The following is a 24,399-nucleotide window of genomic DNA, read 5'->3' on the forward strand; positions in this document are numbered from 1 at the left end:
CAGGAGGCTGATGAGCCGTTGGCCCCCACGTGCCACCTACGGAACGGCTGAAGGTTCGAGGCAGCGGTCAGCGAGAAGAAAAGCATAAACCATTAACCAATGTCAACGACGAATGCTGCAAAAACCCCGTATTTTAAAGCTCTTGACTTGCTGTGGGCCTCCCTCTAGAGTCCATTCAGTACTAACCCTTGCTCAGTTCCGCTTGCCCGGTGATCCGTGAAGAACGCATGCGGTCTGGCTCTGGCTGCTCTGTCGCTCACCTCCTGCTTAGGAAGCCATCCCTCCGTCGAAGACACCCCATCCCGCTTGGCCGATCGGCACATCGAGCAAGGGTTGCTGTCGTACGAGCGGCGGGACTTCGATCGCGCCGTCCTCCATTTTCTCGAAGGGGTCCGCGGCTATCAGGCGGAGGATCGCCTGGCCGTCCACCCCGAGGTCTTGGTGTACCTCGCCCAAACCTACGAGGCCATCGGTCAGTATCGGAAGGCGCTCACGGCTCTGACCGAGACCGAAACGATTTTTCGTGGGACCGGGAATCGTGCTGGTCTGGCCGCCGTGCTCAACACTATGGGCAATGTTCACTTGGCGCTCGGCCATCCGGACGTGGCCCGGGCTTCTCTGCAAGAGGCTCAGTCGCTCGCCGACCCGGCCGATACAGGCGTGATCGCCACCATCCTCAATAATCTCGGGAACACCTACAGCCGCCAGGCGCGTTTCGCCGAAGCCATCCCGTTGTACACCGAGAGCTACCGACGGGCGGCCGACGCCGCATCGGCGGCGGCAGCGATTCATGCCTCCATCAACCTGGCGAGGGCTTACGGAAGGAGCGGACAACACCATCCGGCCTGGGAAGCGCTCGATCAGGCCAGACACTGGATGGAGAAGACTGAAGACTCGAGCGGCAAAGCGTTCGATCTCATTGCGGTCGGTCTCGGCTATGCCGAGCTTCGCGCGCCTTTGCCCGATGCCTCCGGGGAGCTGTTGCGGAAGGCGGTGGAGTTGTTGAGCGAAGCGGCGACGATGGCCGAGAGTCGTGGCGATTCCCGCTCGGCTTCCTACGCTTGGGGCTACCTGGGGTCGCTGTACGAGAGCGAACGACGATACGATGACGCGCTGGACCTCACGAAGCGCGCGATCGCCTCGGGGCTACAGGCCGACGCGGGTGAAGCGCTCTACCGGTGGGAGTGGCAGGCCGGCCGGGTGTTGCGCGTGCTGGAACGAGCTGAGGAGGCGATCGACCATTATCGTCGGGCTGTGGAGATCCTGCAACGCATCCGCCCTGAAATGGCCTATGGGTACGCGGTCGCCGATTCGTCGTTCCAAGAAACGGTCGGCCCCGTCTACTTCGAGCTGGCCGATCTGCTGCTGCGTCACGCCGCGACCTTGCCGGATCGACGACAAGAGACCCCTTACCTCCTGCAGGCCCGGGAAACGGTGGAGCTGTTGAAGGCCGCGGAGCTGCGGGATTACTTCCGCGACGATTGCGTCGATGCGGCCTTGGCCCATCGAACACGATTGGAAGACGTGTCGAAGCGGGCCGCGGTGCTCTACCCGATCCTTCTCCGCGACCGGACGGAACTGTTGGTCAGCCTGCCGAGCGGACTCACACGCTTTACGGTTCCCGTCACCGCGGACGCCATGAAGCAGGAGGTGGATGCGTTCCGGCACATGCTGGAGAAGCGGACGACGCGCCAGTACCTGCCTCATGCTCGTCAACTCTACGAGTGGCTGATCCGTCCGTTCGAACGCGAGCTCGCCGACTCCGCCGTCGACACGCTGGTGGTCGTGCCGGACGGAGCGCTGCGGACGATCCCCTTGGCCGCCTTGCACGACGGCGAGCAATTCCTGATCGCCAAGTACGCGATCGCCACCACGCCGGGGTTGAACCTGACGGATCCACGGCCGTTTCCCGAGAATCGCCGCACAGTGAAAGCCCTGGCGGCCGGCCTCACCCAAGCGGTGCAGGGGTTTCCGGCGCTCCCGCACGTCGGCTCCGAATTGCGGGCGATTCACGACCTCTACACCGGAGACCTGCTCATCGATCAGGTCTTTGCCACCGCCACCGTCGAAGCGGAGCTGAAAGACAAGCCGTTCACGATCGTCCACATCGCGTCGCACGGCAAGTTCGAGGGCGAGGTGACCAAGACGTTCTTGCTGACCTTCGACGGCAAGCTCACGATGGATCGCTTGGACGAGCTGGTCGGAAGCACGCGCCTCCGCGAGACCCCCTTGGAGCTGCTGACCCTGAGCGCATGCGAAACGGCGGCCGGCGACGACCGGGCCGCGTTGGGCCTGGCCGGCATCGCCATCAAGGCCGGGGCGCGGAGCGCGTTGGCCACGCTCTGGTTCATCAACGACGAAGCCTCCTCCGTGCTCGTCACCGAGTTCTATCGCCAGCTCCAGCAGCCGGGAATCTCGAAAGCCGTCGCGCTCCAGCGCGCCCAGGTGAAGCTCATGAGTGACCGGCGCTACCAGCATCCCGTCTTCTGGGCGGCGTTCCTGCTGCTGAACAACTGGCTCTAGCCCATGTGCAAACGAAACCGTGACGCCATCGCTCTCTGAGGTCTCGGTGCAGCCAGGCTCCGGACATCGTGTTCCCACCTCTTCCCTCGGAGTCCTCGTGCGAAGGCTCCTCGACGTGCCGATCGCCGTCGGCGTGCTGGTCGGTGTGGCCGTGTTTCTCGTCCTCCTGGGCATGCTGCGTCTTGGCATGCTGGAGCCGCTCGAATTGGCGTATTATGACTGGTGCCTGCGGGCGCGGCCCGGCGGAGAGCCGGACCCACGGCTGATCGTCGTCACGATTACGGAGGCCGACATTCGCGAACAGGGACGCTGGCCGATCAGCGATGCGACGCTCGCCGGCGCGATAGCCCGCTTGCGCGAGGACCATCCCCGAGTCATCGGCCTCGACATCTACCGCGACATCCCGGTGCCTCCCGGCCATGAACGGTTGGAAGAGCTGTTGCGGGGCACCCCTGCTCTCATCACGGTCATGCGGTTCGGGCATGACGCCCTGACTCGGATCCCGCCCCCTCCGGCGATCGAGGGAACGGATCACGTCGGAGTGAACGATATCCTGCTGGATCGCGGGGGAATCGTCAGACGGGGCCTCTTGTTCCTCGATGACGGACACGAGGCCGTTCCCTCGTTCGCCCTTCAGATCACGCTCCGCTACCTCTCGGGTGATGGCATCCACCCGCAGCCCGACCCGGTGGTCCCGGAGCACCTGCGGCTCGGACGCACGACGTTCCGCCCCTTCGAATCCGACGACGGCGGCTACGTCAACGCCGACGCCCGGGGATATCAATTCCTGCTCGATTACCGTACCGCACGGTCTTCGTTTCGTTCGGTCACGCTGCACACCGTGCTGACCGGAGGGTTGGAACCCGGAACGCTGACGGACAGGATCGTCTTGATCGGGACGACGGCGTCGAGCGTCCCCGATCTGTTCCAGACGCCCTACAGTGCCGGCTGGGGCCGCAACGAGCCGGTGCCCGGGGTCATGCTGCATGCGCAAATCATCGATCAACTGCAGCGCGCCGCGCTCGATGGACAGGCGCCGGCCGTGACCTGGCCCGAGTCGGCGGAGGTCGCGTGGATGCTGTTCTGGACCGTGTCCGGTGCGCGGCTGGGACTTTCGGGCCGCTCGCCGTGGCGGTTCGCGGCCCTGTTGACCGCGGGTGCAGCCGTTCCCCCCGGAGTCAGCTACGCGGCCCTGCTGCACGACTGGTGGCTCCCCGCCGTCCCGTCCACGCTCGGCTGGCTGGTCACGGCCTCGCTGGTGACCGCCTATCTGGTCAGCAAGGAGAAACACGACCGGGCGGTGCTCATGCAATTGTTCTCCAAGCACGTCTCGCCGGAGATCGCCGATACGATCTGGCAGCATCGAGACGAATTCATGGACGGCGGTCGGCCACGCCCGCAACGCATGGTCGCCACCGTCCTCTTCTCCGACTTGAAAGGCTTCACCTCGGCATCGGAGCGGATGGCCCCGGAAGCGCTCATCGAGTGGCTGAACACCTACATGGACGTCATGTCACAGGTCATCATCCGCCACAAAGGCGTCGTCGACGACTATGCCGGGGACGGCATCAAGGCCAATTTCGGCGTCCCGGTCCCGCGCACGACCGAGTCGGAACGGCAGCTCGACGCCCTCAACGCCGTGAGCTGCGCGTTCGCGATGGAGCAGGAGTTGCTGCGCCTGAACCGAGACTGGCATGAGCTGCGCTTGCCGGTCGGGCAGATGCGGATCGGCATCCATACCGGCCCCGTGGTAGCAGGAAGCGTGGGCAGTGCGGACCGGCTGAAGTACACGACCGTCGGCGACACGGTCAATATCGCCTCTCGCCTCGAGAGTCTGCAGCGAGAGGCGGTTGAAGGGGCTCCGCCTCGGCCGTGCCGGATCCTCATCGGCGAATCCACGTATGCGTACGTCAAGGCCCATGTGCGGGCCAAACCTTGGGGCGAGATGCCGTTGAAGGGGAAGGAGCAATGCGTCGCGGTCTTCCAGGCGATCGGCCATCAGCCCGACCAGCCGGCCGAGGCCCGCCGTGATTCGCTGTGCTCGACCTGAGGGTTGGCGGCGATTGGAAAGGCTGCGCCGTGAACCGCGATCGACCTCCAACGATGACCTCGATCACCCGGTGGCTCGCCGGCCTTCTCAAGGCGACGCCCCGTCTTCCTCCGCCCCCGTCGCAGTCAACCCCGTCGGTGGAACCGGCATCGTTCACCCTGCAACGACACGGCGCCGTACGCCACCTCCATGAGCTCGATGGGTGGGCGGAGCTGGCGGCTCATCTCTGTCACACCGAAATCGCCGTGATCGCGGTCAGGGACGGCGAGCGGCACGCGCTCCGAGCACGGATCGGCCTCAACGAAGAACAGGTGACTCATGCCGGAGCATTTTGTGAGTACACGTTCGACCAGAACAACATGGCCATCATTGCCGATGTGTCGGCTCACCCCCGCTTCATGGACCACCCCCTGGTCACGGCTGATCCGGCGATTCGCTTCTTCATGGGCGTTCCGCTGGCCGCTCGCGGGCGGACCCTTGCGGCACTCTGCGTGATGGGCCGCTCACCGCGTGTGCCGCCGCCCGAAACCCAGCAAGTCTGCCGAACGTTGGCCCGTCAAATCCTCGCATGCCTCGAGATCGACGAGGATAGGGCTTTCCTGGAACGGTCCCTCGCCGAGCACCAACGCGAAGCTGCCCGGCAACGAAAGAACGAAGAGTCGCTGCGCTTGCTGATCGAATCGGCCCTCGACGGCATCGTGCTCGCTGACGCGTCGGGAAAGATCCTGGTCTGGAACAAGGGGGCGGAGCGGCTGTTCGGCTATACCTCGGATGAAGTGCTCGGGAAATGCCTGACCCTCTTGATGCCGGAACGCTATCGGCATGCCCACACGCAAGGCATTGCTCGCCTCGCGGCTTCAGGCGAACCGACGCTCATCGGCCGAACCATCGAGCTGCACGGGGTCCGGAAGAGCGGCGCCGAGTTTCCTCTGGAGCTCTCCTTGGCGATGTGGGTGGCGGACGGAAGACCGGTCTTCACCGGAATCATCCGCGACATCACGGAACGGAAGCGGACCGAAGAGGAACGCACGCGACTCGTTCATGAACTCCAGCAAGCCCTGGAGAAAATCAAGATCCTGACGGGGTTGGTTCCGATCTGTGCCACGTGCAAGAGGATTCGTGACGACCAGGGCTACTGGAGCCAGATCGATACCTATCTGCAGGAGCACTCCGAAGTGGAATTTACACACGGGATCTGCCCGGAGTGCGCGCGTGCGGTTCATCCGGACTGGGACCAAGAGCCTCTCACGTGAGGGGCCGTATCGAAATGGATCGCACCGTATCCGATACGATACGCTTCGGGCCGCCTCACGCTGTGCGAGACAGGACTGAAAACCTTAGTGAAGGCATCCCCCTGCTTTTTACGCGAGGCCGATTCGCGATCGCGTGGCTCGGATGATCATTCCGCTCAATCACGGTATTGGAATTGCTCATTCCAATGATGTGTGCCATCAAAGGAGGCGCCTATGAAGGCCCAAGTCGGGATCGCGTTCGCTGTCGCCGTCGCGGTGTTGTCGCTCGGCTCGCCGAGCACCGCGCAAGGTCCTCACACATCCGCGCCGACCCAAGCCGGGGCTCCACCGAGCGGCGACTCAACGCCCCAGAGCACGACGGTCGCGGTCCCCACGTACAAACCTCCGCTGCGCCACGCACCCGGAGGACGCGTGGGCGGCGGCACGCGCGGCACCGGCGACGGCCTGCCGGTCCTCTCGGTTGCGGCGCCCGACCATCTTGGATTGACCACGCAGGAGCAGCCGACCCTGTATTGGTACGTCTCCGAGATCACGGCGCTCCCCATCGAGATCTCGATCATCAACGAGCAGGTCATCCCCCCTGTGCTCGAAAAACGATTGGTCGCGCCTGTCCACCCCGGGCTTCAAGCCGTCAGGCTTTCCGATTATGGCGTCACGCTCGAACCCGACGTGCCGTATCAGTGGCACGTGTCGATCATCCGCGACCCCAAGCGCCGCTCCAACGATCTCTCTGTGGGAGCCGCGATCGCACGGGTCGCGCGGTCCACCGATCTGCAACAGCGGTTGGCGCAGGCGCAGGACGGCGAAGCGACGTACATTTTGGCGGAGGCCGGTCTGTGGTATGACGCGATCGATTTCGTCTCCACACTGATTGCGCAGGCGCCGACACAGACCATCCACCGGCTGGAGCGCGCCGCCCTGTTCGAGCAGGTTGGGTTACACGATTTGGCGGTGCTGGACCGCCGGGCCAGGTAAGCGCGGAGTCAGCCGGCTACAGGACCTGCACGACCAACTGCAGATGAATCCCGTGATCCTGGAGATTTCCTCCCGGAGTCTCGACATGGTTGAGCGGGATCCCCCAGTAGAGCTCGAAGTAGGCGCGCTCCGCCGGTAGGATGCCCCAGCGCACGCCGAGCCCCACGCTCGCCAACGTCTCCGGGTCCGGTGTCGGCCCTTTGGCATTCCAGGCACGACCGACATCGATGAACGACGCAAGCTGCAGCCAGTCTTCGCCGTTGGCGCGCCGGACGAGCGGATAGCGTCCCTCGAGGGAGGCCAGGAAGGCATTGTCTCGGACCAACTGGTTCTCGCGGTAGCCGCGCACGCTGAACCGCCCGCCCACCGCCATCTGTTCCAGCGGGAACAAACGATCATTGGCGATCTGCATGTCCATGCGGCCGAGGAGTTGGAACCCTCCCCACTCCTCGACGCGCTGAACGTACTGCGCCTGCGCCAACCATGCAAAGTACTGGGTGTCGGCAACCGGTCCGCTGTTGGTCGTGGCGTCGAGCGCATCGACGCCGAGCGAGAACCGGGACCGCACCGCGATGACGGATGTCGGCGTTCGTCGAATCCACTCTTGGCCGAATCGAATCACCGCCACCGTCCCGACGCCGTTCCGCATCCCCGCCACGAACTCGAACGGCTGCCCTTGCAAGGTGGTCTTGTTGTACAGGTATTCCCCGGTGAGAGACAGCACCAGAACTTGCGTCAAGCTGCGATAGACGGGCTGTCGCAGGCTGATGCCGAAAATCTCCGCGTCGCTGTTGATATCCAACGGCCGGAAGGGCGATTCGATGACCAGGAAGTCGTTCCTCCGGTAGGACACCGACAGCGTCGTGTCGGCCGCGGTGACGGGCAACAGATACGAGGCGTCGATGATCGGATTGACGCCCGACGATCGGCCGTACGTGAACGCCAGGGCGTCGGCGTGACCGGTGAGATTCTGGTGCGCCACGGTGGCCAGACCCCGCTCGGCGCCGACGACGGGGGTCTGGTAGTTGTTGAAGTCGAGCCAGGCCTTGAAGGGGCTCGCCTCGGCCACCCGCAGGTGCAAGTCGCTTTCGCCACGGCTCGCGCCGTGCCGCAGCTCCGCATTGATCCGCTCGATGCGTGCGTCCTGCTGGAACAATTGGAGCCGCTCCTGCAGCGCAAACAGGTTGACCGGGGGCCCGGCGCTCTTCAGCAGCCGGTCCCGGAAGTAGGCGGGTCTGAACCACCGCGTCCCCTCGACCTCGATCTGGGTCAGTCTGCCTTCGATGACGTCAATCCGCAGGACGCCGTCGGCGGGATCTTGATCGGGGATGACGGCGCCGGAGGTGATATAGCCACGGTTGACGTAGTACAGGGTGAGCGCCACCCGCACGCTCTCGAGGTCCTCGGAGGTCAACCGGCGGTTGAGATATGGAGCCGTCACCTCGGCCAGCTCCCGGTCCGAAAACACGGTGTTGCCGGCGATCCGGATCTCGCGGACGAAAATCGACAGCGCTCCGGGCACGGGCTTCTCCTTCAGCGCCGGCGGGGGTGGGACGGGCAGCGGCGGGAGCGGCTCGAGCGGCCGCTCTTTCTGAAAGGGCGGCGGCTGACCGGAGCGCAGCGTGGGATCGAACACGGGGGGAAGGGGCTGTCCCGGCGGGATCACCTGAGCGAGCCCGTCGATCGTGGCCGCCGAGACGGCCAGCGCAAGGAGCCATCGAAGGCGGCGGGGCGCGGGCGAGGCGAACGGATGACGGACGACCGGCCTCGGCGGCGGAGCCAACCGGCCTCCGGTCATGAAGCGCAACCGCGCGAAGGCACCAGGAGCGCGGCCGTGGGCTTCGGCCATCCTCGCAAAGACGGAGCACCCGAGCTGAACGCCGGCTCGGCAAGTCCGCTGGGCGCTCGGCCCCGCGGCGACGTCGTCTCACGCTCGAACGAGGCGCTCGCGAGCGGCAACAACCCGTTGGGTTCCGCTGGGATGCCGTCCCGTCCGGCCACCACGAAGCTGCTGAGCTGTCCTCCCTGACGCTGGACGGCGCAGCGCTGCGAGAGCAGGACGGCGCCACGCTGGACGGCTTGAGGCAGAGGAGCGAGGGTGCCGCTGAGATTGGTCACCGGCGAACGAATGTCGACGAAGCCGTTGATCCCCAGCGCGGACGAGGCGTCGATGATGCTGTCGGCCGAGGCGAGAAAGGTCCCCGCCGTGATCGTGATATTGCCGCCCTGCCCTTCGAAGGCGTTGGCAATGATTTGACTGCCGCGCATGGTGAAATACTGCGGATCGATCAGGATGTTGCCGCCGACCGTCGTCACTCCGCCCCCGACCGACGCCGTGACCGTGCTCTGGTTGAGCTGGATCGAGCTCGGGGCGAGCACGGTGATGTTGCCGCCGTCGGCGTGCGTCGCCTCGGTCGTCACGGCGCTGTGGTCGATCACGATCGCGGTGCTCGACTCCAGCCGGATATCGCCGGCGTTGCCGGCCCCCGTGCTTTCCGCGGACACGACGGAGCCGCCGACGAGGCGGATGTCCTGAGCGGCCGTCACGCTGATGTTTCCGCCCGTGCCTTGGGTCGCCGACGTGGTGATCGACCCGCCGTCGCTCGTGAATCCCCCGGCGGCCTTCACCGTCACCGTTCCACCGGCGCCGCTCCCCGTGCTGCTGGCGCTGAGCTCCGCCCCGGCCTCGAGCCTCACGTCGGCCGCCTGTACGTCGATGTTCCCGCCGGCGCCGCTTCCGGACGCCGTAGAGAACAGGCCGGTGCCGGACCCGCTGAGCGTCACGGTCCCGTCGGCGGTCACGACGACGTTCCCTCCCGAACCCGCACTCTCACTGCTGCTGTTGAACTGCGCGCCATCACCCAACGTCAGCCTCCCGACGTCGGCGAGCACGGTGCCCGCCGCGCCCGCCCCTTGGGTCCGCGACTGCACCGACCCACCCGCCATGCTCAACCACGGGGTGGCAAGCGTAATGACGCCGCCCAGTTGAGTGCCGCCCTTCACCGTGGCCGAGAGCGTGGTGCCCAAAAGGTCCATCCGTTCGGCGGCCGAGATGGCGATGGACCCGCCCTTGCCCGTCTCGGCCTCGGTGGTCACGCTGCTGTCGGTGCTGCGGAAGATCCTCGTATCGGGCATCGCGATGCTTCCCGCATCGCCGCTTCGGCTGGTCGCGGAAATCGTCGCCCGATCCAGCGTCACGGAGCTCGCATGGACGACGATGCTCCCGCCGGCCCCGCTGCCTTCCGCCTTCGTCAAGAGGGTGCCGGCATCCATCGTGACCGACTCGGTCACCGTCCCCGCCCCTCCCGCTCCCTGGACCGTCACCGCGCCGGCTGCGCCGTCCGCGGAGCCCGTGCTGCTGCTCGTGATCTCGGCCCCGCTCGTCATCCTCATGGTTCCAACGTTCAGCTCGACGCTCCCGGCCCTTCCCGACGCCCGGGTCTCGGCCGCCATCGTTCCGCCGGTCATCGTGAACACCGGAGCAGACGCGACGATGGAGCCGCCCGGCTTGGTCCCGCCGGTCACGGTCGCGGAGACCGACGACCCGGCGAGCATCAGCTCGGATCCGGCCGTCAGGCTGATGCTGCCGCCGGCCCCTTCGAAGGCTTCCGTCGTGACGGCGCTCCCGGTGACCGTCAAGGTCCGGCTCCCCACGAGCTCGACGCTGCCGGCATCGCCCCGCCCTTCGGTGCGGGCCGACACCCGACTGTGATCGTTCACATCGATGGTGGCTGCATCCACAGTAATGCTGCCGCCCGAGGCTCTGACTGCACTGGTCGTGATCGATCCTTGTGTGCTCGTGAGCCCCTCGGTCACGCCGATCCGGATCGTGCCGGCATGCGCGGTGTTGGTCCCCGTGCTGGAGGCCGAGATTTCCGCACCGCCCGCGAGGTCGAGGGAACGCGCCTGCACCTCGATGTTGCCGCCCCGACCGGTTCCCGAGGTCGTCGAAACCAGCCCGGTCGTCGCTCCGGTCATGCTCACCGGTCCCGTCGCGAGCACCGAGATGCTGCCGCCGTCGCCTTCACCGGTCGTACTGCTGTTGAAGCGCGCGCCGCCGGCCAGCGCCAGTTCTTGAACGGTCGCCGTAATGGACCCCGCCGACCCCTCACCTTCGCTGCGTGACTGCACGCTCCCGCCGTTCATGGTCAGCAGAGGGGCGGTCAGGCTGACGGCGCCGCCGGTGCGCTCTCCCCCATGGACCGTCGCCGAGATGGTCGCATCCGTAAGCGTCACCGCGGTCGGAGAGGACACGGTGATGGCGCCGCCTGCGCCGGCCTGCGACTCGGTCGTGATCGTACTGTTCTGGACTAGGAGATCCCCGGTAGTCGCGGTCACGGTAATGTGGCCGGCATCGCCACTGCCCGTCGTGCGCGCAGAGACTTCCGTCTGGTTCACGAGCTCGATGGTCGACGCCGACAGGGTGATGTCCCCGCCCTTGGCCGCGGTCGCAGACGTCGTGACCTGCCCCTGATCGCTCGTGAACGATCCCTGTACGGTGAGGTTCACCGTCCCGGCATGAGCGGTCGCCTCACCGGTGCTCTTGGCCGAGATCTCCCCACCGGAGAGAATCCTTGCGCTGTCCGCCTGGATGGCGATGCTACCCCCCGCCCCCGTATGGGAGGCCGTTGAGAAGATGCCGGCTCCGGAGCCTGAGAGGCTGAGCGCCCCGGTCGTGACGAGGGCGATATCGCCGCCGGCGCCCGATCCTGTTGTGCTACTGTCGATGGTGCCACCCTTCACATCGAGCGTTTCCGCTGTGAGCGTCACCCCTCCGGCCTTACCCTCAGCGGCCGTCGCAACCGATATTTTCGCCCCGTCGCTGAGCGTGACCCGTTCGGCCCGCATACTGATCGTGCCCGCATCACCCGTCCCGGATGCCGTACTGAACAGGCCGCTTGCAAGACCGTCAATTGAGCGGCCGGAGATCGAGACAACCTCCGCCGCCGTGTCTGATCCCAGCCTCCCTTGGACTCGAATGTCCCCCCCGGCTCCTGACGCAAACGTTTCGCTGCTCGCCACGATGCGCGACCCGTTCGTTAGAGAAAGGGAGCCTACATTCAAGGTCACGTCACCCCCCCGAAATTCGCCCAATGTGCTGGTCGTGATGAACCCGTTGTCTATCGTCAACGATGGGGCGGTAATCGAGACGGGACCGGCATCGGTCGAAAAGGGGGCTTGATTCGAGATCCGGCTTCCGTTGGAAACCGTCAGGGACTCCGTCGCGGTCAACGTGATGCTCCCACCTCCCGTCGAATCGAAGGCGTTGCCGCTTTCAATGATCGCGGCGTCCGTCAGCGTCAACGCTCCGAACATTCCGGTGATGTTCCCGGGAGTGGCGGGACCAAACGCGCTGCTGCTGAAGATCCCGCTCTCTCCACCCGGGCCTGTACCGGAAATGAGCGCCGACCGGTCGGCTGCCACGGTGATGTCGCCCCCGCGTCCCGCGGTGCTTTCCGCACTGACCGTCTCACTCCTGATCTGGGACCCATTCAAGAGTGCCAATTCACCGGCGGCCAGGGAGATCTCGCCTCCGGCACCATCGCCAAACGTGCTGCTCCTGATGCGCGCCCCGTCGTCCATGCGCAGAGAATCCGTCTGAACACTGATCCGTCCGCCTGCCCCGCTGAAGAGCGTCTCACTGAGCACCTCGGACGGCGTATCGAACCCGCTGCGGCCCGTCAGCTCCACCAATTGGGACCGGCTTTCTGACCCATCGAGGCCTCGGATGACAATCGAGCCTCCTTGCCCCACGCCGAAGCTGAAATTACTGGTGAAAATGACAGCCCCATTCAGGAGTCTCGCCGTCCCGACGTTGAGGATGACGTCTCCGCTGTTGCCGTCTCCAAGGGTCTCGGTTTTTACCACGGTCCCTTCGTTCAGGATCAGTTCCGGGGTGGTGATGTGAATATCGCCGCCGCGGCCGAATCCCGATGCGGATGTCGCGATCAATGCACCATTACTCAACGCCAGACTTTCCGCCGCGTGAAGGTCGATCCCCGGGTTGCTGGCATCCACGTCGCCGAAGGTGTTGGCGGTGATGGAGGCCCCATCCAATACCAACCGCCCGCCGCGAACGACGACCGATCCACTCCCGAATCCGCTGAGGTCACTCGCGTCCAACAGTGCGCCCAACGACAGTTCGATAGGCGCCAAGGTCATGCCGGCGTCCATCGTGATCCCGGGCAGGACCGGTGAAGCGTTCACCCGGACCTCACCCGGCGATGCCACGGCCGCGAGGTTGACGCGTCCGCTTGGAGCCGTGAGGCCCCCGCCGAGCATCGAAATGCTGCCGCCGATGAGCGAGAGGGTTTGCATCTCGCCCACTGCCAGAAAGCTCCCTTCAACGGTAATCGTCCCGGGGTTCGGGCTGAGGAACCCAAAGGCGATGACCGGCTCGCTGGTCAACACGGCATCTTTGGCGGCATCGATGACCGCAGTGAACCGGACACCGTCTTGCAACAGAAGGTAGTCGGCCGTGCTGGCATGAAAAGAGCCGGGTCGCCCCACAGAGGCGCCGATATCCAAGGCGGCATTCGGGCCGAACACCACACCGCGCGGATTGATCAGATAAAAGTTCGCCCCAGGAATCTCCGACCGCAGAAGGCCGTCGATTCGTGACAGGTTCTGACCGGTGACCCGACTGAGGATGTTGGCGATGGAAGAGGGACCGGTGAATGTGGCGCTCTCGCCGGCAAGGACATTGAACTCGCTGAAGCTGTGAAACAGGTTGCTGCCGCGAATCGACCCGAGATCCGCCCCGACCAGAAAATCCGGGCCATGGAGCGCGCCTCCCGGCGGCCCAAGGCTGCCATCTCGGACCACTTGCGCGTCACTGACGGACGCCAAGGTGAGAAACCAGTAGACAAGCCCGAACGCACAGAGCCGGCCGACGGCCAAAGATCGCCGGCCGGAACAGAGAAGCTCACCACACAGGCCATCGGCCGACCCCCGCATGGCGGCACACTCCTGGGCTGGACGCCCCTGCATGAACAGCGAGAGGACTCGGCCCTGCTATAGACCAAGTCGCAGAGCATTGCAAATAGTTTCTAAGCCAAAATACTCGTATTTTCACATTGAAAATTCGCGCCTCGGCCGAACCTTTCGGGCTGATATCGCCGCTCGCGATCAGTGACTCACGCATGTGTACGTCGCCAGGCTAGGAAACCAATCAGCCCGGATCCTAACAGGAGGAGACTGCTGGGCTCTGGTACGGTCTCGGCAGCCTCCAGCGGACCAATCACGTTGGTAAGGAAGTTATTAATCTCGGCTTCGGGGCCGAACAGAGCATTGAGGCTGCCCGGAAGGCGGAGGGTATCGTTGCCTACGAAAATCGACGAAAAAGTAACATTGAGCGTCTCATTGCAAGCCGTACAAATACTCGTGCTGAACCGGGGCGACAGTTCCTGGGAAAAGCTGCCGGTGGCGGAGATGGCCGGGTTGATCGTGCCGACGTTAAACAAAATTGGGTAAATTTCCATGTTCCCGGACATCGAGACGGAGTTCCCGCCCGCTCCCCCTTCGGTCGGGAAGAAGCTCCCGCTCGCCTTCAGCGTCGTTTGCAAAGACCCGCTGAACACCGAGTTGAACGTATGATTGAACTCGATGAACAGCGATTCAGAGGGATCCGGAACCTGCGGCCTGAGAGTGAGGCCGGTGAGAGTGAGAACGTCGACCGTACTGCCGTCCGAAATCAGCAAGCGCGGCAGGACGCCCGTTGTCGTGCTGCCCACGATAAAGGAATCACTTTCCCCGTCTGTGTACACGCCGGTCGGAAACGAAAAGCAGCTCGTATAGCCGGTGGGACACGCGACCGGTGTAAGCGGAGCGCCTTGGCCGTTAATGAAAAGCTGGGCGGCATTGCCCGGCGCCCAGGCGATGACGCTCACCGCCGCAACGAAGATGACAAGCCACCCTCTCTTTCTCATGATCGTCCTCCTTTTAGGGAAATCGTCCGCCATGGCACCGCTCACCGAAGGAAGGGCTAGGCACCGGGTACCAACCACTACCATTGCTGAAAAGATCACCAGCACGGCGGCTATACCTTGAGACAAGAGCGCTCACGCCTTCACCAGTCCATATCATTCGCTTCCTCGAGGCCCGGCTTTCTCAGGCGGCTTTGAGATCTCGCACAATACCAGTATTAATATTTACTACGTATCCGTAGTGGCCAAACAATCGGAGCGAGCTACTGCCGGCTCCGACGATCACCTCGCTCTACGTCGTGATCGAAACGCCCTGCTTCCTCCGTATCCAAGCTATGCCGTGAGCAAGTGCCAACTTACGTCGACAGTATCGCGATATGGGATCCCAGGCTTCCGTCCGACTCGTAGGGTTTAGACGAGTTTTCGCCAGGCCGCTAGGCCGAGCAGTCCAGAGCCGAGGAGGAGCAGGGATACCGGCTCCGGCACCGCCGGAGCCGGGGCATTCGCCCTCAGGTCGTCAATAAAGAACCGGTCCCGATTGCCCGGAGAAAAGAGCGCATTTCGGAGGATGATGTTGTCTACGGGTGCCGTCGAGAAGACGCCGAAAAACCCGAAGGTAATCGGTGACACGGAGTCGATGAGCACGTTGCCGGAATCATACAGCTCTACGGCACTGATCTGACCAGACAGATAGCTGAAACTGAAGGCGTAGACCGGGCTCGTAAACTCGGCACTGATCGGCCCGACCGAGTTCAACGCTACTGTCGACCCCGCATCGGTCAGCGCGTTGCTGCTCCAGAGGACATTGGTCGGGATCGAAGCCTCAGGCGATCCGAACGTGGCGTGGGGGCTGATCGTGGAGCCGTCGACCACGGCGTTCGGGCTCCCGTTGAAATCGATCAGAAAGAGCTGGCTCCCCACCGCAGCCGTATAGGACGCGTCGTTCGAAAAGACCGTCGTCGCCGCATTGACATACGGCACGACTCCAAAGAGCGCCCACACGATACCCAACCCAACGAAAATCGGTTTCATCGTACCCCCCGGTGCGGCATGGACTGGTGACGCCGGTTCGGTTGAGATGGCCTCCTCTCTCGACACCGCCGCCAAGCGGTCCCGGATGACAGGCGTCTCTGGGAGAGATCCGGCAGCACCGTATCTCCATCAACGGCATAATCGGTCACGAGAATACATGGGAGGTCAGGGCGTGTCCTTGCCCGCCTTATTGGCCCAGTCCCATCCACCAACTCGGACGGCTTGATCCGGCGCTTCCAATAACGAACACCCCACTGGAGTTTCAAGAAGCGATGCCCACACGCATCGCAACGAAACGGAAACAGATAGAAGAGCGCGAGCAGATGTTCGAGCAGTCCACGCCGTTGCGAGCGTTCACTGGCACGCTCACCACATCGCCGGCACGCAATGGCGTGCGAGAACAGCATAGACGGGCTACGACTGATATTCGGATGCTCATACCCGATCATCGGTTGACCCTCCACAGCGACGGGGCGCCCGAATGGAAAGCACGTTTGGGAACAGCCTCTCTCTGCTTTCTGTGCTCAATGGGACACGTGCAGGCATTGAATGAGCGGGCTCGGAATCAAGAGTCACATCCGAGCCCGCCCAAAGACTAGCCCTTCAACACACGCTTCCGGCCCCACAGCGCCAAGCCCAGGAGACCCGACCCCATGAGGAACAACGAAGCCGGCTCCGGTACCGGGTTGTTCGGCGTGTTCACGAACGAGTCGCTCTGACCAGTGGTCCCAATTGACTGAACGTGAAGGCCAATACGGAGCGCGCCCGTGTTCAGCTCATTGATGACGTTCGCGAAGGTTCCTCCCCCCTGCAGATTGAAGAGGATGCCAAGATTTTCCCCAGGGTTGATGCCATTCGGGGAAGTCGGCGGATTCGAATCCGCCGAGAATCCGGCAGTGGTTTGAAAAGGCGGAACAATCGTGTTTCCGCCTGGCAAATCCGGTGGAGCGGCACCTTGTGAAAAGTTCACGCCGGCTCCATTGATGACGGACGCGATACCGAGAAGAGTTCCGTCATCGAAGTACACGTCCGTGATCGAGGACGCGATCGGTCCCGCGTTCGCGAAAGTAAAGAGAACTTGCGCGCCCGATGGCGTCACATCGACAGAAAACTGACTCGCGAGCACGCCGCTGATGCCCGAGTTGTTGCTGATATTCTGGAAGCCATACAGGACCGCATGCGCTTGCCCTGCTGTTAAGAACATGGCCCCTATCCCCATCAGTACTAGAGCTACTTTCTTCTTGATCATTGCCGCCCTCCTTTTCTGCACCTTGTTAGAGTTACTCCGCTGGCTCAGTCCTAACTGCAGCTGCCCCTCACGTGCCTTTGTCCCCACATCGCCAGACCGACAAGCCCAGACGCAAACACCAACAGACTCGCCGGCTCCGGAACCGGGATCGTGTTGAGCACGTCCCCACTGAACACCGCGCTGCTGATGAAGCCGTTCGGGGGTGTGCCCGCCGCCATGAAGCTGATGTTGAAGTTGCCTTGCAGCAGCCCCAACTGCGGAATCCCGTAAAAGGCCAGCAGCCGGTCGTCCTTTTGGTCCAGGAAGTTGGCGCCCGCAATCTTGATGATCGATCCGACCTTGACGACGGTGGCATGGACGAAGCTGCCGGCCAACAGCGTCGTCCCCGTGGGGATATCATTGGCATCCAGCGCATCGCCATCACCGGTCAGATCCAGACCACCGACGATACTGATCACCCCGCCTCCGTCGAACTCCCATGTCTGTGAGGGCGGGAGCCCCCCGACGCCCATGAAGTTGCCGGTCACAAAATTGAGCTGGCAACTGATACAGAGCACGCCGACGAAGTTGTTCGCCGGAGTATCCAGGCCAACGAGGTTGTCCACTTGAATGGCCTGGCCAACCAGCGGGGTTGCTCCGCCGGCGAATCCGATCGTGCCCGGCGTCGGCGCGACCAGACCGAAATCCAGATGCGGCACGGCTAGACTGCTTGCTGGGGTGCCGATCACGACGCCCACGAGAAGCATCAGGGCGAAGATGAATGAGGGGAGGAAGCGCCCAGAGGATCGCCCTCTCGTTCGTTGCATCTGAGTGTGCTCCTTTTCGAATACCGGCTGCTGATCGACGTCGACTCTTCTCATGGCCTCAGGAAGGGAATGGACTCCGTCCTGTCGCGAAGTCCATTCACGCCTGGCCTATGAATGCCTTACACCGCCGAGAACCTTCTGACTCGCCCCCAGAAGGAGAGCCCCATCAGGCCTGACCCCAGCAGCAGGAGCGCAGAGGGCTCCGGCACCGCCGTATTGACCACATCGCCGCTGAAAATCTGCGTGCTCGTGAATGTGTCAGGCGGCACGCCAACCGCTGAAAATGAAATATTGATGCCACCCACAAACGGCGTTCCCGCAGCTAGACCATAGAACTCCAACAGGAGAGGATGTTTTTGATCGAAAAAGAGCGCCCCGGCGATTTTGAACGTTCCACCCACCTGGGTCACGCTGGCATTTTGCATGGAGCCGACCAACAGCGGTCCAGCGGCCGGGCCAGCGGTTCCGGTGATGGTGACGGAAACAGGCGCCCCCGCCCCAAACAACCATTGGGTCGCCGTCGAGCCCGTGAAGGGCCCGCTCACGAAATTCAGCACACACCCGACACACGGCAGTGTCACGCCATTGTTCAACGGCGTGTTGAGCCCCACGACGTTATCGACGTCGATGCCGAGGCCCGACAGGGGACCACCGGCGACTGAATAATCGATGGTTCCGACCGTCGGCGCGATAATGCCGAAATCGATGACCGGTGCGGCCGAGGCCGGTTGACCGCCCAGGAACAGCACAGCGAGGGCGAGCGCTGCTGCCACCAGATTGAAGGTTCGCTTGATACCCATGTTCTCCTCCTTGTCATTGTTGTGACTGTCACACTTGTCTCCGGATGTAGTCCACAATGAATGCGTAGCGATCATCGCCATGAATCGATGCACGGCTTCGATTCAAGGACACCTTGTCCCTCCTTTCGTTTCTCGGTCTGCTCCGCCCGACGGTCAGCGAGCTCCGATACCTCTCAGCACGACCCCCACCGTCTTCAGCACGATCCGGCAGTCCAACAACAACGACCTCCGCTTGACGTAGTAAAGGTCGTACGTGAGTTTTTCGATCGCGTCCTCCACCGTGGCGCCGTAGCGAAACCGCACCTGCGCCCAGCCGGTGAGCCCCGGCTTCACGGAATGCCGCAACCCGTACCACGGTGTGGCGGTTTGGAGCCTCTCCAAGAACTCGGGGCGCTCGGGCCGCGGACCTATGAAGCTCATCTCCCCCTTCAGAATGTTCCAGAGCTGCGGCAACTCGTCCATGCGGAACCGCCGCATGACGGCGCCGACCGGCGTGACACGCGGGTCGGCTTCTCTCGCCCAGAGGGCCGTGCCGCCTGCTTCCGCCTCCGCCACCATCGATCTGAACTTCAGCATCGTGAATGGGCGACCGTGCAGCCCGGCTCTGGTCTGCCGGTACAGGACCGGTCCGGGCGACGTCAGCTTGATCAGCAAGGGGAGGATGACGAACAGCGGTAACGCGCACAGCACACACAGCAGCACCAGGACGAGATCCAGCCCTCGCTTGCCGCGATCCACCGCCCGCGTCCTCCGCTCGGCATGGACAAACGTGCTCGGACGGAGAGCTTCCAGGCAGACCCTTTTCGTCAGCGCTTCATAGAGGTCGGCCCCATCCCGCACGTCGATCCCGGCGGCTTTCCATTCGAGGAATTCGTCGACGGAGAGCGCCTCCGTCTGTTCGGGCGTCGCCGTGACGACGCACTCGATTCGCTCATGCTCGAGGATCTCTTGAATCACCCGGTTGCGGTGCCTGGGTTTCTTCCCTGCGGCCTGCTCGAGCGCCACGTCGAAATCCAGGCAGCCGGCCACTTCATATCCGCACCCAGGCCTTCGCTTGACCGCTTCGACCAGGTCATCCGCCAGGGGGCCCGCACCCAGGATCAACAGGCGCCGAACGCCCGCCGGACCTCTGGACGCTCGCACCGGGATCCAAGACGTCGTGACCGCAGACGACCCTGGATGCCGAGCGACGGCGCCCGTCCCGTCCATCCGTTCTCGGTGCCAGGCTGAACGGACGGCGGCCCGTCGCCGGAACTCGAGCACCTTGCCGTATTCCACTGCAATCCCCATCACGTTACCCTTCGGTCCTCACGTCGGGCCGTGCTTCCTGTTTTCGGGTCCATACCGCCACGCCGATCATTCCCGCGCCGAGCCAGAGGAGAAGTCCTCCATTGAGGCCGGACGGGTCGGCGAGGACGCTTGGTTGGACGGCGCCATACGCCCAGGCCGCGAGCGGCGCCAACACGAGCGCGATGACGAGACCGGTCTGCATGATTCGTGACTGCTGTGTCCTCTTCATGATCAGCTCTCCTTTCGCATCTTCGCCCGGCGCACCCGGCTCTCGCGTCGAGCATTCAACTGGTCAGGCACCCCGTGGTGCTCGGGAACCGCCGGTCTGCAATCCGGGTGAAGGCCGTAGACGCTTCTACCCCTCGGCATCTCCCGCTTGATGAGCCACCCTCGCTGGACCAGAATGTCCAGGCTGCCCTCGAGCAGCGCCACCGGATAGTTCGCGCTCCCCTTTCCGCGACACCACCACCGCACGCCCTCAGCCGTATCCTTGGCCCATGGGTGATCAACGAGGTAGTGCAGGACATCTTTGATGATTGCGGCCCGTACATCGTCGTCCCCTGGCTCATCGACATGCGTTGTTTTCTTGGCCACGTCTCGCACACGATGATTCACGCCTTAAGACAGCAAGCCCTGTGCCGCCATGATGAAACTTGGATCGTGCGTTTTTCGCGGGTGCCGCGAGGGTGCTCTCTGCTGGTGCATCGCCGGCGTGGCGGCCCCTTTTCCAACTTTTCGACCAAGACGGCGTCCCTACAGGGATTGCGAGGCGCCGCAGAGGCGTGGCAGATGCAGCAGCCGTGTGGCAGACGAAAGTCGCATGAGAAGTGCTGAGTGATGAGTGCTGAGTGATGAATGGAAGACGGGATCGGGGAGGGAAGAGACTTGGAAGAGAGCGATGAACGCTGAGCAAGGAGCAAGAGAGGAGCAAGAAAGTGCTGAGTGCTGAGTGATGAATGGAAGACGGGAGCCGGGAGTGAAGACTTGGAAGAGAGCGATGAACGATGAACGGAAGAGAACTGCCGTGTGGCTAGACGAGTGGTGAGTGCCGAATGGAAGGCCTAGCGCGGGAGAAAGGCTTCACGGCTGAGTTGGTGTTTGCGGAGCAGCCGCTGAAGGGACTGGCGAGGCTTGCCGGCGGCTTTGGCGGCGCGGGTGATATTGCCCATATGCGTCGTCAGCAGATTGGAGAGATAGGCACGCTCGAACTGCTCGACCATGAGGACCTTGGCCTGATGAAGGGACTCATCCGCAGCCATTCGCGCCGCCTGAGCGGACAGCGGGAGATCAATGGCCTCAGCCGTCAGCACGGCGTCGGGATTGAGGGTCACCGCTCGTTGAATGACCCCCTCCAACTCGCGGACGTTGCCCGGCCACTCATAGGACATGAGCTTGTGGAGGGCATCGGCCGAGAGTCGAACAGGCTCCCGCCCCGCCAGGCTGCTGTAACGCTCCAAGAAATACGTCGTCAGGATCGGGAGATCCGAAGGCCGCTCACGGAGCGGCGGGATGGTCAGGTTCAGAATGTTCAGTCGATAGTACAGGTCCTGGCGGAACTGCTGCCTGGCCACCCGCTGCACCATGTCGGTATTCGTCGCGGCGAGAATGCGGACATTGGCGCGAAGGGACTTGGCGGAGCCCAACGGCCGATATTCATGGTCTTGGACGAATCGCAAGACCTTCGCCTGGGCGGTCGCACTCAACGTATCGATTTCATCGAGGAACAGGGTCCCGCCTTCCGCCTCTGCAACCAGCCCGTTTTCGGGCGAGGAGGCGTCGGTGTACGCCCCCTTGGCGTGGCCGAACAGCTCATTTTCGAACAAGTGATCCGGCAACGCGCTACAATTGACCGGGACGAAGGGATAGGGCGCCCGGGTGCTGGCATAGTGGATGGCTCTGGCGAAGAGTTCCTTGCCCGTCCCCGTCTCCCCTTTCAACAACACGGCTGCATCGGAGACCGCCAATAACGGAATCTTGCGAACGGCGCTCAGGAACTCGGGATGATTCCCGATCAGGAGGCCGTAGTGACAAAAGGCGGCCGTCCGGCTGTCTCCGGTGACGGAGACGACTTCGGGCCCCATCCGCTGAAGGAGCCGGTGCAACCGAGGCAAGGCGTCCAGCTCCGTGAACGGGCAGCACAAATAATCATCGATCTTGTTTACCAAACAGCCCTTCAGCTCGTCTGAGATCGTATGGGTTCCGCAGAGGACCGCGATGACGGGGACACCGGGCCACCGTCCGCGGACGGCGGCGAGCAATTCAGGCACTCCGGCGGGATCCGCGATACGGAACCAGATGATCTGGGGTGTCGCCTCCGCACCGCTGAGGTGTTCACCGGACACCACACGTACCTGCCAGCCGTCGAGCCACCGGGCGAGAAGGCTTTGAGCCTCTCGACAGCCGCCCGGGCAGGAGACGGGTTCCTGCTGGAGGATGAGTATTTCGGATTGCATCATATTTAACTCGAGGCGACACTACTGCTTTCACTTCTGTAAGCAAATACGCCGATTGACGTACGTATTCGTTTTTACTACCTTGTGGTGGGTAAGAAAAAACACCGTCGGCAACACGACCGTGCCCTCGCTCTTGGTCAAGGAGATGCTATGCGTCGCTGGATCGCAGCATGCCCGTCATTGAGGCTCTTCGTTCTGCTGGCCCTGTGGCTCGGCGTCACGCCTGCCGCGCAGGCCGTGGAGTTCGCCATCGTCGGCGCCCGACAGATGGGCATGGGAGGCGCGGGGGTGGCCGTCACCACCGATGCCCTCGCGACCTACTGGAACCCCGCCGGGCTTGCCATGTCCCAGACCGTCGACGTTCGGGCCGTCGGCAGCGTGCAGGGAATCGATCGGCTCGGCGTGATCGAGACGGTCAAGGACATCAACGACATCAACAAGAACGACCTCTCCAACCAGGCTCGGCTCCAATCGCTGGCGGATCGGCTGAACAGCCAAGGGGCCTCCCTGTCGGGGATCGGAGCGGGCGGCGTCTACTTCAAGGGCTACTGGGGGAATTCGGCGTTCGGGTTCAACGTGTCCGACGTGGCCACCGGGGGCGGGTTCGTCCGCTCGCCGGTCTCGGTGAGCAACGTAGGCGGCCAACTTCAGGTGAACGGACAATTCGCGCTCCGAGGTCTTGAAGCCCGCCAGGCGGCCTTCTCCTACGCCTACGCCTTTGCCGACCGCACCGTTTCCATCGGCGCCTCCATCAAGCTTATTCAAGGCGCCGCCTACACGGGCACCGTCACGGTGACCGACGCCGATGATCTGTCCACGATCAAGGACTCGTTCGGCAAAGCCAAGCTCTCCACGGCCATCGGCATCGACCTCGGGGCCGTCGTCCGGCCGACACCCTGGCTGCGTATCGGCGTCGTGGCAAAGGACATCAATCAGCCGGAGTTCGACGCGCCGGACGGCAGTCAATTCAAGCTCACCCCGCAGGTACGAGGGGGTATTGCGGTGAACCCCGACGCTTCGTTAACGTTGACGTTCGATGGGGACATTACGTCCAACCCTACGCTGGTACCCGGTCAGAAGAGCCGGGTGCTGAGCGTTGGAGCCGAACAGACGATCCTGTCGGAGTTCCTGTCCATCCGCGTCGGGGCGTTGAAGAACGTCGAAGACGCCAAGTCGATCGTCACGCCCACCGCCGGGTTCGGCATCCGTATTTTCGCGCTTCGGGTCGATATCGGGGGCGGGTACGACTTTCGCGAGCGGCAGGCCTTGGCGGCCGGCTCCATCTCGATGACGTTCTGATCGGAGGTCGCGCCGAGCGTGCATCGGACCAAGAAACGATGAGTCGCTCCCTGATCCGCTGCTGCGATGTTTTTCTGACTTTACTCGATAGAGGTACCATGATCTCGCTGTCGACCGTTCGCCGACTGCTTCCTTTCACGATCGCGATCGTCCTGGCTGGATGCGGGGGACTCCAGGAAACGTGGGAAGGGCCGGGGGCGGCCGGCTTTCGTCCTGCCTCCATCGCCGTCCTGCCGCCGATCATCGGAGCCTTGGAAGGCTCGCGGGAAATCGCGCATGAGGTCGTGACGAACAGCCTGAAGAAATCAAAGCGCTTCGCGACCGTCGTCGAGCCCGAACTGGTCAACGACTTCCTCATCAACTCCGCGGACGCCCGCGAGACCTTTGCCAAGCTGCTGTCGAGTCTCGAAACGACGGGGCTCTCGGAACAGGAGTCGGCCGTCAAGCTCGGCAAGGCCTTGAAGACGCAGGCCTTCATGGTCGTGCGGGTCAACTCCTGGGAGTACCGGCGTGCGGAGGGGGAAAACCTCGCGAAGGTCAGCCTCTCGTTTCGGCTGATCGACACGAACCACGGCGCGATCGTGTGGAAGGGCCGCCATGAAATGTCGAAGAGCTATATGTTCTTCAAACCGAGCTTGAAGGACATGGCTCAGGAATTGTCGGATTACATGATCAAACATCTGCCCTGAGGGCCGGGAGAGGGGTTGTGATGGGGGTATGAGATAAGTGATATGGGGTATGGGG

General features: G+C 63.3%; 17 protein-coding genes. 6 read left to right on the plus strand and 11 right to left on the minus strand.

The features are described 5' to 3' along the window. The first annotated feature begins 306 nt into the window (after window positions 1-306). From ACWHYV_RS15225 to ACWHYV_RS15240, 4 genes are all read left to right on the plus strand, one after another. The gene (locus ACWHYV_RS15225; RefSeq protein ID WP_447977348.1) at window positions 307-2,523 is read left to right on the plus strand and encodes a CHAT domain-containing protein; all 2,217 of its coding nucleotides are present in this window, start codon (window positions 307-309) and stop codon (window positions 2,521-2,523) included. 97 nt (window positions 2,524-2,620) lie between these two features. Further along, window positions 2,621-4,573, plus strand: coding sequence for a CHASE2 domain-containing protein (locus tag ACWHYV_RS15230; protein WP_447977349.1), 1,953 nt, complete (start codon window positions 2,621-2,623; stop codon window positions 4,571-4,573). A gap of 53 nt (window positions 4,574-4,626) precedes the next feature. Further along, window positions 4,627-5,826 (plus strand): PAS domain S-box protein, encoded by a 1,200-nt coding sequence (locus ACWHYV_RS15235; protein WP_447977350.1) that lies wholly within the window; start codon window positions 4,627-4,629, stop codon window positions 5,824-5,826. A 213-nt stretch (window positions 5,827-6,039) separates the two neighbouring features. Further along, a complete protein-coding gene (locus ACWHYV_RS15240) occupies window positions 6,040-6,801 on the plus strand; it encodes a DUF928 domain-containing protein (protein ID WP_447977351.1) in 762 nt (253 codons plus the stop codon). A gap of 16 nt (window positions 6,802-6,817) precedes the next feature. Here ACWHYV_RS15240 and ACWHYV_RS15245 read toward each other — a convergent pair whose 3' ends face one another. The 11 genes from ACWHYV_RS15245 to ACWHYV_RS15295 all read right to left on the minus strand — a co-directional run bounded on the left by ACWHYV_RS15245 (window position 6,818) and on the right by ACWHYV_RS15295 (window position 22,359). After that, window positions 6,818-8,599: a ShlB/FhaC/HecB family hemolysin secretion/activation protein gene (locus tag ACWHYV_RS15245; RefSeq protein ID WP_447977352.1), complete on the minus strand. Its 1,782-nt coding sequence runs from the start codon at window positions 8,597-8,599 to the stop codon at window positions 6,818-6,820. Then, complete coding sequence (locus tag ACWHYV_RS15250) at window positions 8,596-13,758, minus strand: two-partner secretion domain-containing protein (RefSeq protein WP_447977353.1); 5,163 nt, start codon at window positions 13,756-13,758, stop codon at window positions 8,596-8,598. The genes ACWHYV_RS15245 and ACWHYV_RS15250 overlap by 4 nt, the downstream gene beginning before the upstream one ends. A 179-nt stretch (window positions 13,759-13,937) precedes the next feature. Continuing rightward, on the minus strand, window positions 13,938-14,729 hold the full coding sequence (locus ACWHYV_RS15255; RefSeq protein WP_447977354.1) for a PEP-CTERM sorting domain-containing protein: 792 nt from the start codon (window positions 14,727-14,729) through the stop codon (window positions 13,938-13,940). Between the two features lie 408 nt (window positions 14,730-15,137). After that, on the minus strand, window positions 15,138-15,758 hold the full coding sequence (locus tag ACWHYV_RS15260; RefSeq protein WP_447977355.1) for a PEP-CTERM sorting domain-containing protein: 621 nt from the start codon (window positions 15,756-15,758) through the stop codon (window positions 15,138-15,140). A gap of 595 nt (window positions 15,759-16,353) precedes the next feature. Then, window positions 16,354-17,007: a PEP-CTERM sorting domain-containing protein gene (locus ACWHYV_RS15265; protein WP_447977356.1), complete on the minus strand. Its 654-nt coding sequence runs from the start codon at window positions 17,005-17,007 to the stop codon at window positions 16,354-16,356. 50 nt (window positions 17,008-17,057) lie between these two features. Further along, window positions 17,058-17,867: a PEP-CTERM sorting domain-containing protein gene (locus tag ACWHYV_RS15270; protein WP_447977357.1), complete on the minus strand. Its 810-nt coding sequence runs from the start codon at window positions 17,865-17,867 to the stop codon at window positions 17,058-17,060. Between the two features lie 65 nt (window positions 17,868-17,932). Beyond that, the gene (locus ACWHYV_RS15275; RefSeq protein ID WP_447977358.1) at window positions 17,933-18,613 is read right to left on the minus strand and encodes a PEP-CTERM sorting domain-containing protein; all 681 of its coding nucleotides are present in this window, start codon (window positions 18,611-18,613) and stop codon (window positions 17,933-17,935) included. Between the two features lie 153 nt (window positions 18,614-18,766). Continuing rightward, complete coding sequence (locus tag ACWHYV_RS15280) at window positions 18,767-19,903, minus strand: exopolysaccharide biosynthesis polyprenyl glycosylphosphotransferase (RefSeq protein WP_447980733.1); 1,137 nt, start codon at window positions 19,901-19,903, stop codon at window positions 18,767-18,769. 4 nt (window positions 19,904-19,907) lie between these two features. Continuing rightward, window positions 19,908-20,132, minus strand: a complete 225-nt coding sequence (locus ACWHYV_RS15285) for a hypothetical protein (protein WP_447977359.1) — start codon at window positions 20,130-20,132, stop codon at window positions 19,908-19,910. A 2-nt stretch (window positions 20,133-20,134) separates the two neighbouring features. After that, window positions 20,135-20,497, minus strand: a complete 363-nt coding sequence (locus ACWHYV_RS15290) for a hypothetical protein (protein ID WP_447977360.1) — start codon at window positions 20,495-20,497, stop codon at window positions 20,135-20,137. Between the two features lie 467 nt (window positions 20,498-20,964). Continuing rightward, on the minus strand, window positions 20,965-22,359 hold the full coding sequence (locus ACWHYV_RS15295; RefSeq protein ID WP_447977361.1) for a sigma 54-interacting transcriptional regulator: 1,395 nt from the start codon (window positions 22,357-22,359) through the stop codon (window positions 20,965-20,967). A 147-nt stretch (window positions 22,360-22,506) separates the two neighbouring features. Here ACWHYV_RS15295 and traF point away from each other — a divergent pair, with 147 nt between their 5' ends. Next, window positions 22,507-23,655, plus strand: a complete 1,149-nt coding sequence (gene traF, locus ACWHYV_RS15300; protein ID WP_447977362.1) for a conjugal transfer protein TraF — start codon at window positions 22,507-22,509, stop codon at window positions 23,653-23,655. A gap of 98 nt (window positions 23,656-23,753) precedes the next feature. Then, a complete protein-coding gene (locus ACWHYV_RS15305; RefSeq protein ID WP_447977363.1) occupies window positions 23,754-24,344 on the plus strand; it encodes a hypothetical protein in 591 nt (196 codons plus the stop codon). Window positions 24,345-24,399: the final 55 nt, after the last annotated feature.

This window comes from Candidatus Nitrospira bockiana, assembly GCF_965152565.1.